Consider the following 13,533-nt stretch of genomic DNA (forward strand, 5'->3'; position numbering starts at 1 on the left):
CCTCTGTGGCAGCGAGGGGAGAAATAGCTGTGGATGGCTCAAATGGCGTGTCTCCGAGAGCGCGCCCACAGTGCGGGCCCTCGCCAATCGTGATTGCCGAGTGGTAAGGAGTGCGCCTCAAAAAAGGGCAGTGCGGCATGATCGTCATATTCGGCTCCATCAACATGGACCTCGTCGCAAGGGTGCAGCGGATCGCCCGTCCGGGCGAAACCGTCCTGTCCCGTCGGGCCGACAGCTTCTTCGGCGGCAAGGGAGCCAATCAGGCTGTCGCAGCCGCCCGGGTCGGCCGAGGCGGACCCGGGCGGGTGGCGATGGCGGGGGCTGTCGGCAACGATCCTTTCGGAATGGCTTGCCTCAAGAACCTTGAAGGAAACGGGGTCGGCGTCACCGCAATCCGGGTCACTGACGAGCCCACCGGCTGCGCCTTCATCGCCGTGGACGAGACGGGCGAGAACGCCATCACGGTCGCCAGCGGAGCGAACATGGCACTGCGCTCGGCCGACCTTCCCGATAGCCTCCTGTCGAAGGCCTCCGTCCTGGTGCTTCAGATGGAGGTGCCGATTGCGGACAACCTGGAGGTCGCCGCTCGAGCACGCCGGGCCGGAGTGAAAGTCCTGTGGAATTTCGCGCCGGTGCCGCCCATCAAGGAGCGCTCCGCCATGGCCGAACTCCTGGCCGTGACCGATGTGCTCGTCGTCAACGAGCACGAGGCCCTCGCCATCGCCGATATTGTGGGCGAGCCCTCCGGCGACCACTACCTCAAAGCGGGATCAGCGATTTCCCGCTTGTTCGGTCCTGCCTGCATCGTGACGGCAGGGTCTCGCGGCGCCTACGCCATCGCGCCGGATGGTATCCAGACCCATGCGATGGCGCGCCCAATCACACCGGTCGACACGACCGGCGCTGGCGACACCTTCGTCGGCGTCCTCGCCAACGGGCTCGCCGAAGGGTTGGAGATCGGGCGAGCTATGGAATTAGCTTGTGCCGCCGCATCCTTGTCTTGCCTCACGGCAGGTGCCCAGGCGGGTATGCCCCAGAGGGAGGCTCTGGAGCTTTACCTCGCTCAGGCCTGAACGCTGTTTTCCGGGATGACCTTGGTCAGGCTGCCGGTCGTGGGAAAGAGCGGAATCAGGCAGGCCTGCAGCGCGTGATAAAGATCGGGCTTGCCTGTGAACAGGCTTGTGCCCGGCTTCAGGTCCTCTGTGAGCTCCGGCCGCCATCCGCCATGGCGGTGGTCTATGAGGTAGCGGTCCGCGAAGCTCCAGAGGGTACGGTACCATTGCTCGTGGTAATCGCTCGGGCTGTGATCGCTCAGGAAAGCCGCGGCGCCGATGGCTTCGGCGCAGGGCCACCAGAGCTTGTGGGGCAGCCTCGGCTTGTCGTCCCAGTCCAGGGCGTAGAAGAAGCCGCCCTTGTCCTTGTCCCATCCGAGTTCGACGGATTGTCGGAAGAGTTCGCGGGCCGCCTCCGGCATCCAGGCATGACGCTTGCCGCCGAGCGCCCAGAGCTGAAGCACGAGGCGCGCCCATTCGAGCCAATGGCCCGGCGTGGTGCCGTAAGGACGGAACACGTCATAGCCGCGATACTCCTTGTCGAGGCTCCAATCGGCATGGAAGTGCTCGGCCACACGATAGCCGAGAGAGGCGGCATGACGGCCGATGATGAGGCTGGCGATCCGCTCCGCCTTGTCGAGATAGGCTCTGTCGCCGGTGGCCTCGAAGGCGGCCATGAGCGATTCCGTCAGGTGCATGTTGGAATTCTGGCCGCGATATTGGCTCAGGGGCTGCCAGTCGCGGGCGAACTCCTCGGTCACGGCCCCGTGCTGCTCCTCCCAGAAGCGCTCCTCCAGAACCTGTGAGATGTCCTGGATCAGATTGTCTGCGAGAGGATGCCCCACCACCTTCGCGCTGGAGGCGGCGAGCAGCACGAAGGCATGCCCATAGGCCTGCTTGGTGTCGTCTTTCGGTCCATTGTTGTCGAGCGACCAGACATAGCCGCCGTTCTGGGCATCGCGATGCGCATTCCAGAGATAGTTCATGCCGTGATCGACGATCGCATCGCATCCGGGCCGGCCGAGCAGGGTGCCGATGGCAAAGCAATGCACCATCCGAGTGGTGTTATGGATTTGGCGGACTGGGTTGGCGGTCTCGATGGGCTGCCCCGCATCGTCGAGATCGAAGAAGCCGCCAGCCGGATCGATGATGCCGTGCTGGAAGAAATCGAAGAGGTTGTTGGCCTGATCGAGCAGCCATTGCCGATGAAAGCGATTCGAGCGCCAGTTCGGGTCGAGCGGAGGGAGGACAGGCTGGGATATCGTCATGATAAGATCCGTTGTGATCAGGCGCGTGCCGCGATGAATTGCTCGGCCTCGGCCCATGAGGGCGGATTAGCGCCGCGACGCGTGCAGACGATGGCGGCTGCGGCGGCTGCAAAATCGAGAGCTGCCGTGACCTGCGCCTCGGTCAATCCGGCAATTCCTTCGGGCGAGAGCAGGTTATTGGCATCGAACCAGGAGAGAAGCCCGGCATGGAAGGTGTCGCCTGCGCCGACCGTATCCACCACCTCGATCTTGGGAGCGGGGCGCTCCAGGATCTGATCGCCAAAGGCCGCCAGCGGGCCCTTCTCGCCACGCGTGACAATGACGAGCTTCGGGCCGCGTTGGAGCCAGGCGCGGGCTACAGATGCGAGGTCGTGGGTAGCGTAGAGAAGCTCGATGTCCTCGTCGCTCGCCTTCACGATATCGGCACAGGCAAGCAGGCCTTCGAAGCGCTCGCGATGGGCCTTCAGATCGCCGACGACGCGCGGTCGGACATTGGGATCAAGCGAGATCACGCGCGCTCCGGCCTCGCGGCGGAGCAGGGTTTCGATAGCGCTCGCGATGGGTTCAACGCCAAGCGCATAGGACCCGGCAGCAATGGCATTCACGTCAGGAGGCAATCGGGCAGGGAGCGCCTCAGCCGTGAGAGCGCGGTCCGCACTGTCCGGAGCATAGAAGGAATATTGTGGCTGCCCCGAAGCGTTCGTCGCGACCACGCTGAGGGTGGTGTAGTTCGGACAGCGCTGGATATAGGCCGGGCTCACGCCGGACTCGGCCAGTTTCTCCGCCAGGAAGGTGCCGAACACATCGTCCGACAAGGTGGACAGGAAGGCCGAGGGGCGACCGAGGCGGCCGATTCCGATGGCGACATTGAAGGGCGAGCCGCCTGCCACGGCCTCCGCCGGAAAGCCGGTCGGGGCCGATGCTCCGATAAAGAGGTCGATCAGGGCTTCACCACAGACCAGGATCATCAAAAGCCTCCGGACTAAACCTCAATGACACTCGTGGACGCTCGTCCGGCTCGGCCCGCTCGAAATCACTCGGGCATAGCATCGGGCGGAACCGGCCCCGAGGGAAGAGCCGCGATCCGTTTAAGGTCGCGCAATATATGATCCAGGGAGACGGGTCCAGAGACACCGCCGAAACCGAAATAGAGCGTCCTGTAATGGGCGAAGAGCTGCTCATAAACAGCGTGTGCCTTCGGATCCGGCTCGAAAGTGCGGAAGGGCAGGCAGATCGCTCCTTGAGCGCTGTCGAGATCCGGATGGGATCCGGCGGCGAGACTCGCGAAGATGCTGGAGCCGAGGCCCGTCGGGATGCCGCTGGGCACCAGCACGGGCCGACCGAGCACATTGGCGTAAACTTGGTTCAGAACCGCATTGTGCTGCGGGATGCCGCCCGCGTTGATGACCCGTTCCACCGGCACGCCACCCTCGGCCATGCGCTCGAGAATGATGCGCGTGTGGAAGGCGGTGCCTTCGATAGCGGCGAACAACTCGTCCTGTGCCGTGTGCAGCAGATTCCAGCCGAGCGTGATGCCGCCGAGATCCGCTTTCACGAGAACCGTGCGGTCGCCGTTGTCCCAGGTCAGGCGCAGGAGGCCGGTCTGGCCGGCGCGGTACCGCTCCAGGCCCTTGGAGAGTTCCTTGACGTTGGTGTTGGCGCGCCGCGCAATCGCCTCGAAGATGTCGCCGGTAGCCGACAAGCCCGCTTCGATGCCCACGAGCCTGGGATCGACGCTGCCGGGCACGACACCGCACACGCCCTGGATCAGGCTGGTGTCCTCAGCCATAGCGATGATGCAGGTGGAGGTCCCAACCACGTTCACCACATCGCCGACCCGGCAGCCTGCGCCGATGGCATCCCAATGGGCGTCGAATGCGCCGACCGGGATCGGGATGCCGGCCTTCAGGCCGAGCCGCTCCGCCCAGTAGGGGGTGAGGTGGCCTGCGACGACATCGGAGGTGACGTACTCGCCCGCGAGCTTCTCGCGGACGCCGTCGAAGAGCGGATCGACCTTGGACAGGAATTCCTGCGGGGGCAGGCCGCCCCAGCGCGGGTTCCACATCCACTTGTGCCCCATGGCGCAGATGCTGCGCTTCAAGCGGCTTGGATCGGTGACGCCCGTGAGGGTCGCCGCCACCATGTCGCAATGCTCGAGAGCCGTCACGAGCCTGTCGCGCTTGTCAGGATTGTGGCGCAGCCAGTGCAGCAGCTTGGAGAAGCCCCATTCGTGCGAGTAGACGCCGCCGCACCATTGGATCGCTTCGAGACCTTCCTGGTGTGCGAGCCGAGTGATCTCCTCGGCTTCGGATTTCGCCCTGTGATCGCACCAGAGGTAATACTCGTCGAGCGGCTCAAGGCCCTCGCCGACCATGACCACGCTGGACCCGGTCGTGTCGATGGCGAGCGCCGCGACGTCCTCACCCTTCACACCCGCCGAATCCAGGGCACCGCGCATGGCGCGTGCCAGGGCATCCATGTGGTCGGCATGTGCCTGGGTGGCATGGTCGGGATTTTCGCGCTTGCGGTGAAGCGGGTACTCCGCCGTGGCAAGGCCGAGCGGGCCCTTGCGATCATCGACGAGGGTGACCCGTACGCTCAGGGTGCCAAAATCGACACCTGCTACAACAGCCATCTGTGTCTCCCAATAAGGGGCGTATGCGGTCGAAAAAGGGAAGGGGCGCTACTTCTCGGCCTGGCCATAGGTCGCCGTCGCACCGTGCTTGCGAAAATAATGCCGGTCGAGAAGCGCCTGAGATACGCCCCGCGCGTTCGGCTGCAGCGAGAACGTGTACATCGCCATGCGGGCCACCGCTTCGAGCACGACAGCATTGTGAACGGCGTCGTCCGGCGTCTTGCCCCAGGCAAAGGGTCCATGACCGGCGACCAGGGCAGCCGGCACCTCCAAGGGATCGCGGTTGCCGAAGGCGTCCGTGATGGCAACGCCCGTCGCACGGACGTAATCGTTCTTGATCTCGTCGGCGGTCAGCTCGCGGGTGATCGGAACCGGGCCGTAGAAATAATCGGCATGGGTCGTGCCCAAGGCTGGGATCGAACGGCAGGCCTGGGCCCAGGCGGTGGCGTGTTCCGAGTGCGTGTGCACGACACCACCTATGTCCGGGAAGGACTTGTACAGGTGGATATGGGTGTCGAGATCGGAGGAGGGGCGCAGCTCGCCCCAGACGATCTTGCCGTCGAGATCCGTGATCACGAGGTCGTCTGCCTTCATGCGTTCATAAGGCACGCCGCTCGGCTTGATGACGACGAGATTGTCCTCGCGGCTGATACCGCTGACATTGCCGAAGGTGTAAAGCACAAGCCCGCGGCGCACCACTTCCAGATTAGCTTCCAGAACCTGCTCGCGCAGCTGCTTCAACATCGAGGCGCCTCCTAATGGCTCATGAATGGAAAACGGCGGCCACAGCTCGCGCCATGGCCGCCGGATGTCAAATCAAATCAGCGGACGGCCTGCCAGCCCTTGTAGTCCTTGATGTTGTCGGCCGTGATTAGCTTCGGCTCGAGCAGAATGACGTTCTTCTCGGGCTTCTTGCCGTTCACGATACCGACCGCGAGCTCATAGGACTGAGCGGCCATGACGTACGGGTCCTGGGAGGCCGAGGCCTTGATCAGGGAGTTGCCGGACTTCAGCTCGGTCTCGATGTCCGGAGCGCCGTCGACCGCCGTGATGATGAACTCGTTGCGATTGAGCTGCTTGGCGGCCAGGTTGATGCCGATGGCGGTCGGATCATTGATCGCGAAGACGGCATCGATCTTCGGGAAGCGGGTCAGCAGGCTCTGGCCGACGGCGAAGCCGCCTTCACGGGAGCCCTTGGCGTCCTGGTTGTCTGAAAGAACCTTGATGTCCGGGAACTTGGAGAAGACGTTCTTGCAGCCCTTCACACGGTCCGTAATCGATGAGACCTGCGGACCGTTCACGATGAGGACGTCGCCCTTACCCTTGAGGTGGTCGGCGATGTACTGGCAGGCGAGCTCGCCGGCTTTGACGTTGTCCGTCATCACCGTCACGTCCGCTCCCGCGGCAGCCACGTCGAAAGCGGCCACGACCATGCCGCCTGCCTGAGCGCGCTTGACGGACGGCTCGATGGCCTTCGGGTCGACCGCATTGATCATCACGATGTCGGTGCCGGCCGCCGTGAAGTTGTCCATCTGTGTGAACTGCTTGTTCAGATCGTAATCCGCCGACACGGATGTGATCCTGGCGCCGGGAGTTACCTCCTTCGCCTTGGCCTCGATACCCTTGATGGTGGCGACGAAGAACGGATTGCCGAGCAGGCCGACCGAGATGCCGACGTTTTTGACGTCCTTGGCGTAAGCCGGGGCTGCCAGAACCGCAGCGAGGGCTAGGCCGAGAGAGAGACGAGACAGTGTCATAGAGGTTCCTCCAGGATCTTCATTGCAGGTGTCTTATTGCCTCACGATTCCCAGAGCTTGTGCTTGCCACCGGGCAATCGCAGATACGAGCGCCCGAACCGAGCGCCGGTATTTCGTGTCAGGTGCGTGCCGATCCCTTGAGGCGGTAGCGGTCGAGCGCCACGGCCCCGATGATCACGAGCCCTTTGATGATGAACTGCCAGATGTCGGATACACCCACCAGAATGAGGCCGTTCGTCAGAATGGCGATGATTAGAGCGCCGATCAGCGTGCCCCAGATCGACCCGATGCCGCCGACGAAGCTGGTGCCGCCTAGAATGACGGCCGCGATGGCGTCGAGTTCGTAGGACTGACCGAGCTGCAGGCCGTTCGCGGCGAAGAGGCGCGCCGCTGACATGACGCCGCCGAGGCCTGCCGCGAGGCCCGAGAAGGCATACACGAACAGCAGGACGGCCCAGACCTTGATGCCGGTGAGCCGCGCCGCATCCGGATTGCCGCCGACCGCGTAGATATGAACGCCCAACACGGTTCGCCGCAGGATGAACCAGGAGATGATCACCACCGCGAAGGCAATCCACACGAGCCAGGGCAGACCGAACAGGGTGCCGTTGCCGATGAAGGCGAAGGGAAGCTGCGGATTGAACTGGGTCGTGTCGCCACCGAGCAGGCGCGCGAGACCGCGCACGGCGGTCAACGATCCTAGGGTGACGATGAAGGGCGGCAGCTTCGCGAAGGCGATGAGCGCGCCGTTCACGAGGCCGAGGCCCAGGCCCGCAAGCAGGGCGGCCGGAATGCCCAGCATGCCCCATTCAGGGATCAAGGATCCCAGGATCGCCACCATGGCGGCGGCGGCCAGGATCGAGCCGACCGACAGGTCGATGCCGCCCGTGAGGATGACGAAGGTCATGCCGGCCGCAAGCACGGTGTTGATCGAGGCCTGCTGCATCACGATCGAGAGGTTCTGGAAGCTCAGGAACCGGCCCGACATGAGCTCGAACACGACGCCGAGGATGATGAGCACCGGCAGCATGCCGATGGCCTGCAGGGTTGACCGCCAGGCAAGGCGGCGCTGCAGGCTTTGAGACGCCGCATCGGCGCCCTTGGCTCCGGTTACTTGCACGGATGCGCTGGTCTCATTCGGGGGTGTCATTCGGCCGCTTCCCTTACGCCTGTCGCAATGGTGATGATGTTTTCCTGTGTCATGGGCGGGTGACCGGCTCCGCCTACCTCGCCGGCAAGCCGACCCTCCCGCATCACGAGCACGCGGTCGCAGATGCCGACGACTTCCGGCAGCTCGCTTGAGATCACGATCACGCCGACGCCGTTGCGGGCGAGGCTATCGATCAAGCGGTAGATCTCCGACTTGGCCCCTATGTCGACGCCGCGGGTCGGCTCGTCGAGAATCAGCACCTTCGGCTTGGTTTCGAGCAGGCGCGAGAGCAGAACCTTCTGCTGGTTGCCACCGGACAGGCTGCCGACGGGTACCACGTCGCCCGCCACGCGAATGCCGAGCGCCCGGATCGCTGCAGCCGCTCTCTGCTTGGCGGCTTTCAGGTTGAGGACGCCGCCTGGGCGGGCGTCCCGATTCAGAACGCTGATGTTCACGTTCTCGCGGACGGTCAGATCGAGGAAGAGGCCGAGATGTTTGCGATCCTCGGTCAGATAGACGACGCCGGAACTGATGGCGTCCTCGGGCCTATGGATCGAGAGGCGTTTGCCCCCAAGGAAAACCTCGCCGCTGGTGCGCGGATCGGCTCCGTAGACGAGGCGCGCGAGTTCGGTACGCCCTGCTCCGATGAGACCGGCAATGCCAAGAACCTCGCCCTCATGCAGCTCGAAGGAGCAATCGTGCACGCGAATGCCATCGCCCATGTTGCGAACGGCAAACATCACCGGCCCGCGGCTCTGATGCGCGTCGTGCTCCTTCTTGTAGAAGGACGACAGGTCGCGGCCGACCATCATCTGCACCAAGCGTTCCGCCGAGATTTCGTCGCCGACGAGGGTGCCGACATAGGAGCCGTCCCGGAGTACCGAAACCCGCTCGGCCAGCTCGTAGATCTCCGCCATGCGGTGACTGATATAGATGATGGCAAGTCCTTCGGCCCGCAGCTGCCGGACGAGCGCGAACATCGCCTCAGTCTCGCGGGAGGAGAGAGAGGTCGTGGGCTCGTCCATGACCAGGATGCGGGAATTCGCAATGAGGGCTCGGGCGATCTCCACGAGCTGCCGCTCGGCCATCGACAATTCGCTGACCTTGGTCGTGGCCTTGAAGTGAACCCCGAGCCGTTCGAGAACCGTCTGGCAGGCCTTCTCCATGGAGCGCCGATCGACCATCGGGCCCGACTTGTGCTCACGCCCGAGAAGCATGTTCTCCGCCACCGTCAGATTGGGGGCGAGGGAGAGCTCCTGATAGATGATCGAAATGCCGTGATGGCGCGCTGTCAACGGTCCGTCAATGGTGACAGGCTGGCCGCTGATACGGATCTCTCCACCCGGGTCGGCTTGGTAGGCTCCGGACAGGATCTTCATCAGCGTCGACTTGCCGGCACCATTTTCGCCCATCAATGCATGGATTTCGCCGGGGTAGACGGTGAGAGAGACGTTCGTGAGCGCCTTCACGCCCGGAAACGTCTTGGAGATGTCCTTCATTTCGAGGATCGGGGCTGATCCTGTCATGGGCGTTTCCCTAAAGGCGCTTTATTGGAACGGCAGTTTTCAGCCTTGAATTCTGAAGACTCTATCATGCCAAAAGTCGGACCGGATCAGAAGGGATTGTGACTGCCCTAAATGCTTCAATTAAATTGCGTTTCAATCCCTCCTTTTTGTTCGTGGACGACAGCCCACAACTTTTCATCCGCATGGGCTATCGTACGCGCCAAAATGCCGGACACTAGTAGATACATTATTTCAATTATGAGAATGGCGCCTCATCCAGCTCTGTTCAGGAACGCATGAATTCCGGCTTCAAGGCGCGATACAGACTGCGGAAGGCCTCGATCCGCGGGCCGTATAGCTCCACGAGATGCGGCTCGGGTTCAATGGTCTCGATAATGCTGGGTGCGGTGCATACGGCTTCCGGGGCTTCGCCGGTTGCAGCGAGGCGCGCCAGCCGGGCCGCGCCGAAGGCCGGTCCCTTATCGCTGCCTTGATAGCGCAGCATCGGAACATTCAGGACGCTGGCGAAGATCCTGGCCCAGAACACGCTTCGCGAGCCGCCTCCGATCATGCCGGCATAGGTGAGGGGAGTGCCCGCCTGCTCGAGACACTGCTTCGCGTCGGCGAAACTGAAAGCCACACCTTCGAGGATGGCCTGCACCAGATCCGTCTGCTGCGTCCGGGGCGAGAGCCCGAAGAAAACACCGCGTGCATAAGGATCGTTGTGCGGCGTCCGCTCTCCCGCGAGATAGGGCAGGAAGAGAACGGAGGACGGCTTTCGATAGGCGTCTTCGGTTTCGCGCAGGAGTTCGTCGATGTCCCGTTTCAGGAGGTGGGCACCCCAGGCCAGACAGCTTGCCCCGTTCAGCATGGCCGCCATCTGGAACCACCGGCCCGGAACCGCATGGCAGAAGGAATGCACCACCGCCTCCGGAGCCGGGCTGAAATCCTGCGTGGTGACGAAAAGCTGGCCGGAGGTGCCGAGGGAGATGAAAGCCGACCCGTCCTCGATGGCGCCGAGACCGATGGCGCCCGCCGCCGCATCTCCCGCGCCGCCCGCCACGACGACGTCGCTCCGCAGGCCCCATCGTTGAGCCATATCGGCCCGCAGGGTGCCGGAGGGTTGCGAGCCTTCGACAAGGCTCGGCATGTGATCACGTGTCAGGCCTGTCGCAGCCAGCGCCTCGTCAGACCAATCGCGCTTGGCTTCATCCAGCCACCAGGTACCAGCCGCATCGGACATCTCCGTTACGATCTCGCCGGTCAGCTTGAAGCGGATGTAATCCTTCGGAAGCATCACCTTGCGCACGGCGCGAAAGATTTCCGGTTCATGCCGTGCGAGCCAAACGAGCTTCGGGGCGGTGAAGCCGGGCATCGGGATGACACCCGTGGCATGGGAAAGTTCAGGGTACTTGGCTCCAAGCTCCTGCGCCTCCCGGAAAGAGCGGCCGTCATTCCAGAGAATCGCGGGACGAAGGGGAAGGTCGTTCTCGTCGAGCAGCACGGCACCATGCATTTGCCCCGAGAGGCCGATGCCGCGGATATCGGGGAGCGCCGAGGGGGATTGCGTGCGCAGCTGATCGAGCGCGGATTGCACCGCCTCCCACCAGATCTCCGGATCCTGCTCGGACCACAGGTCGTGCGGGCGGGAGACCTGCAGCGGAACGTCCGCTTCTGCAACCGCAGTTTGCTGCTCGTCGACGAGAATGGCTTTCACCGCTGAAGTGCCGACATCGATACCGAGATAATGAGGCACGCCGCATGCTCCTTGAATGTTGATGGCCTTGGTTTGGCCTCATGTTCAGACGAGCATATAGCCCAGCCCCGCCGCTTAGGCATACAGATGATTAAATCCAGAGGCGTGGCCATGAAAAAAACTCATGGTCGAAATGTCGCTCGGATATTTAAATGGCGGCGGCATGCACCAAATAGTTCGGCATGCCACAGAATTCCGAAAACCAGTCCGAGTTCACCCGTCCCGATGCGCCTTCCTCGGCAGCAGCGCTGAGCGCTGCCGTGCGGCTTCATCTGGGAAAGCAACTGCGTGCCCTCTATGGCGACCCCGCGGAGGACAAGCTTCCACGCGATCTCGCACGGCTTGCCGATCGCGTGGCCCAGGTCATCCGTGCCCATACGGAGCCGGTCGACCAAGAGTTCATCAACGGCGTCATGGATGCGCTACCGAACCTGCGCGCCTTTGCGCTTTCCCTGACCGGCAAGGTCGATCAGGCCGAGGACCTAGTGCAGGACACCGTGCTCAAGGCGCTCACCAAGCAGGACACCTTCGAATCCGGCACGAACCTGCAGGCCTGGCTCTTCACCATTCTGCGCAATGGCTTTTACTCCACCCACCGCAAGACCAGCCGCGAGGTCGAGGACGGAGATGGGACCCATGCTGCCAGCATGATCGCCATCCCTGACCAGGAGGACAAACTCGCGCTCCAGGATCTCTCGACCGCACTCGAAAAGCTGCCCCAGGAGCAGCGCGAGGCGATCATCCTCATCGGTGCCGAAGGCATGTCCTACGAGGACGCTGCAGAGGCACTGGGCGTGAAGGTCGGGACGATCAAGAGCCGCGTCAACCGCGCTCGTAACCGCCTCGCCGAACTGATGGGCACGAGCCGGGTCGAGCACGACCACTCGGCAACTGCCTGACAAATCCATTCACCGCGTGCTATGCGTCGGCTCCACCACCATGGGCAGACGCGTAGCATTCTCTCGTTCTGGAGCCTTGCTTCTGCTCTCCGGCCGCAATTGCCCACGTTCAGCGCCGTAACCGCCGTCTGGACTTCGCAGGGCAACTGACTGCCTGAAGGACGCTTTGAGGCATGTCGCTTGTCGCACTGATCGGGTTTCTCGCTCTTACAGGGGTCGCCGCCTATACGCAGACCCTGACGGGCTTTGCCTTCGGTCTGATCACCATGGGCGGTGTCGGTCTCACAGGTCTGCTCTCGCTTCCCGATGCGGCCTTGATCGTGAGCGTGCTCACTTTCGTGAATGCCACTCAGATGCTCCTGAAGGGGTGGCGGGACGTGGCGTGGCGGGAATTCCGCCTCGTGATGCTGACCAGCGTCCCCATGCTCTTTGTCGGCTATTGGCTTCTGGAATGGCTTGCTGGCACGCGTGCCGACCTTCTGCGCTTTATTCTCGGTCTCGTGATCATCGTCTCGAGCCTTCAGCTCGCGCGGAAGCCGGAGCCGCTCGCCAGGAAATCCGGCGATGGTTCGTTTCTGTTCTTCGGCAGCATTGCCGGCCTCATGGGCGGACTGTTCTCGACTGCTGGGCCGCCGCTGGTCTATCACCTCTACCGGCAGCCGATGCCGCTGGTAACGGTGCGCGAAACCCTGGTGACTGTCTTCGCGCTGAATGCCGTCTTCCGAACCGGTCTTGTGACCTTTTCAGGCGATCTGCCTTCTTGGTCGACTTTGAGCAGCCTTCTGGCCATTCCCGTCGTCATGGGCGCGACCCATGCCGCACGCCGATGGCCGCCGCCGCTTTCGCCCGCCACCATGCGTCGGGTCGTGTTCATCCTGCTGTTCCTATCCGGGGTGTCTCTTGGCGCTCCGGCCGTCATTCGCCTTCTGGCGGCAGCCTGACCTGCCTAAAATATCAGCGTCCGCAACACCTCCGGCTTCGAACTTTTGCACCGGTTTCAAGGTTGAGCTTGTAGCTGGTGGGTGCTCGTAACCGCTCTTCTGCCAAGGAGGGGAGCATGGAACACAGGCCTCTGTCCGAACTCAGTAGCGTCGCCGACCTGAAGAGCCCAAAGGAAGTCGCAGCGCCGGTCCTGTCGAAGCGGGAACGTCTGGACCGTTGGGTCGAGCTCCTGGAGCGGGAGCCTGACCGCATCCTCAAGACCCTGGACGAAATCGAGTGGAAGCCCAAGGCGCAGCGCCGCGCCTTGCGTGCGGACGGGTCCGCCCTGACGATAGCTTATTCCGATCCGGTGCTCCGGACGGCCGGGCTGCTCAGCGACAGGTTCGGGGATGCCGTCGATTTCTTCGAGATTTCCGAGCACGATGCTCACATCGTTCTGTGCTCATGCCATGGCGGTGAAGCGATGCGTGCGGATGAGGCCGCCCGCCGGGTGCGTGGCATCCGGTCTCCCGGTCTCTGGGCTCTTTATTTCGGCTGGTTTCGATAACGCTCACGCGGCCCTGGTTGGG

The 13,533-nt window shown here is 63.1% G+C and carries 12 protein-coding genes; 4 read left to right on the plus strand and 8 right to left on the minus strand.

The window, feature by feature from the left end:
* Nucleotides 1–137 precede the first annotated feature (137 nt).
* Nucleotides 138–1,073 (plus strand): ribokinase, encoded by a 936-nt coding sequence (locus ACD578_RS07420; protein WP_404292048.1) that lies wholly within the window; start codon nucleotides 138–140, stop codon nucleotides 1,071–1,073.
* Here ACD578_RS07420 and ACD578_RS07425 read toward each other — a convergent pair.
* The 8 genes from ACD578_RS07425 to xylB form a co-directional block, all read right to left on the minus strand.
* Nucleotides 1,064–2,320, minus strand: coding sequence for an AGE family epimerase/isomerase (locus ACD578_RS07425; protein ID WP_404292049.1), 1,257 nt, complete (start codon nucleotides 2,318–2,320; stop codon nucleotides 1,064–1,066). The two genes, ACD578_RS07420 and ACD578_RS07425, sit on opposite strands and share 10 nt — an antisense overlap.
* A gap of 17 nt (nucleotides 2,321–2,337) precedes the next feature.
* Nucleotides 2,338–3,288 carry a carbohydrate kinase gene (locus ACD578_RS07430; protein WP_404292050.1) on the minus strand — a complete coding sequence of 317 codons (951 nt, stop codon included), beginning with the start codon at nucleotides 3,286–3,288 and terminating at the stop codon, nucleotides 2,338–2,340.
* A 65-nt stretch (nucleotides 3,289–3,353) separates the two neighbouring features.
* Complete coding sequence (locus ACD578_RS07435; RefSeq protein ID WP_404292051.1) at nucleotides 3,354–4,955, minus strand: ribulokinase; 1,602 nt, start codon at nucleotides 4,953–4,955, stop codon at nucleotides 3,354–3,356.
* Nucleotides 4,956–5,003: 48 nt separating this feature from the next.
* Nucleotides 5,004–5,699 (minus strand): L-ribulose-5-phosphate 4-epimerase, encoded by a 696-nt coding sequence (locus tag ACD578_RS07440; RefSeq protein ID WP_404292052.1) that lies wholly within the window; start codon nucleotides 5,697–5,699, stop codon nucleotides 5,004–5,006.
* A gap of 77 nt (nucleotides 5,700–5,776) precedes the next feature.
* Nucleotides 5,777–6,712 carry an ABC transporter substrate-binding protein gene (locus ACD578_RS07445; protein WP_404292053.1) on the minus strand — a complete coding sequence of 312 codons (936 nt, stop codon included), beginning with the start codon at nucleotides 6,710–6,712 and terminating at the stop codon, nucleotides 5,777–5,779.
* 118 nt (nucleotides 6,713–6,830) lie between these two features.
* Nucleotides 6,831–7,862 carry an ABC transporter permease subunit gene (locus ACD578_RS07450; RefSeq protein WP_244627002.1) on the minus strand — a complete coding sequence of 344 codons (1,032 nt, stop codon included), beginning with the start codon at nucleotides 7,860–7,862 and terminating at the stop codon, nucleotides 6,831–6,833.
* Nucleotides 7,859–9,388 (minus strand): sugar ABC transporter ATP-binding protein, encoded by a 1,530-nt coding sequence (locus ACD578_RS07455; protein WP_404292054.1) that lies wholly within the window; start codon nucleotides 9,386–9,388, stop codon nucleotides 7,859–7,861. The genes ACD578_RS07450 and ACD578_RS07455 overlap by 4 nt, the downstream gene beginning before the upstream one ends.
* 265 nt (nucleotides 9,389–9,653) lie before the next feature.
* A complete protein-coding gene (xylB, locus tag ACD578_RS07460) occupies nucleotides 9,654–11,123 on the minus strand; it encodes a xylulokinase (RefSeq protein WP_404292055.1) in 1,470 nt (489 codons plus the stop codon).
* Between the two features lie 182 nt (nucleotides 11,124–11,305).
* Between xylB and ACD578_RS07465 the strand changes: the two genes are divergently transcribed.
* From ACD578_RS07465 to ACD578_RS07475, 3 genes are all read left to right on the plus strand, one after another.
* Nucleotides 11,306–12,022 carry a sigma-70 family RNA polymerase sigma factor gene (locus ACD578_RS07465; RefSeq protein WP_152710357.1) on the plus strand — a complete coding sequence of 239 codons (717 nt, stop codon included), beginning with the start codon at nucleotides 11,306–11,308 and terminating at the stop codon, nucleotides 12,020–12,022.
* Nucleotides 12,023–12,195: 173 nt separating this feature from the next.
* Complete coding sequence (locus ACD578_RS07470) at nucleotides 12,196–12,963, plus strand: TSUP family transporter (RefSeq protein ID WP_404292056.1); 768 nt, start codon at nucleotides 12,196–12,198, stop codon at nucleotides 12,961–12,963.
* Between the two features lie 116 nt (nucleotides 12,964–13,079).
* Nucleotides 13,080–13,511 carry a hypothetical protein gene (locus ACD578_RS07475; protein ID WP_152710355.1) on the plus strand — a complete coding sequence of 144 codons (432 nt, stop codon included), beginning with the start codon at nucleotides 13,080–13,082 and terminating at the stop codon, nucleotides 13,509–13,511.
* Nucleotides 13,512–13,533 lie beyond the last annotated feature (22 nt).

Source organism: Microvirga sp. RSM25 (genome assembly GCF_044784385.1).
Classification (GTDB): Bacteria; Pseudomonadota; Alphaproteobacteria; order Rhizobiales; family Beijerinckiaceae; genus Microvirga; species Microvirga tunisiensis.

Bases quoted from the DNA above. Each gene is read 5' to 3' on its own strand.
- ACD578_RS07470 (WP_404292056.1), top strand. From the start codon at position 12,196: ATGTCGCTTGTCGCACTGATCGGGTTTCTCGCTCTTACAGGGGTCGCC.
- ACD578_RS07435 (WP_404292051.1), bottom strand. From the start codon at position 4,955: ATGGCTGTTGTAGCAGGTGTCGATTTTGGCACCCTGAGCGTACGGGTC.
- ACD578_RS07425 (WP_404292049.1), bottom strand. From the start codon at position 2,320: ATGACGATATCCCAGCCTGTCCTCCCTCCGCTCGACCCGAACTGGCGC.
- ACD578_RS07450 (WP_244627002.1), bottom strand. From the start codon at position 7,862: ATGACACCCCCGAATGAGACCAGCGCATCCGTGCAAGTAACCGGAGCC.
- ACD578_RS07440 (WP_404292052.1), bottom strand. From the start codon at position 5,699: ATGTTGAAGCAGCTGCGCGAGCAGGTTCTGGAAGCTAATCTGGAAGTG.
- ACD578_RS07430 (WP_404292050.1), bottom strand. From the start codon at position 3,288: ATGATCCTGGTCTGTGGTGAAGCCCTGATCGACCTCTTTATCGGAGCA.
- ACD578_RS07445 (WP_404292053.1), bottom strand. From the start codon at position 6,712: ATGACACTGTCTCGTCTCTCTCTCGGCCTAGCCCTCGCTGCGGTTCTG.
- ACD578_RS07455 (WP_404292054.1), bottom strand. From the start codon at position 9,388: ATGACAGGATCAGCCCCGATCCTCGAAATGAAGGACATCTCCAAGACG.
- ACD578_RS07465 (WP_152710357.1), top strand. From the start codon at position 11,306: ATGCCACAGAATTCCGAAAACCAGTCCGAGTTCACCCGTCCCGATGCG.
- ACD578_RS07420 (WP_404292048.1), top strand. From the start codon at position 138: ATGATCGTCATATTCGGCTCCATCAACATGGACCTCGTCGCAAGGGTG.
- ACD578_RS07475 (WP_152710355.1), top strand. From the start codon at position 13,080: ATGGAACACAGGCCTCTGTCCGAACTCAGTAGCGTCGCCGACCTGAAG.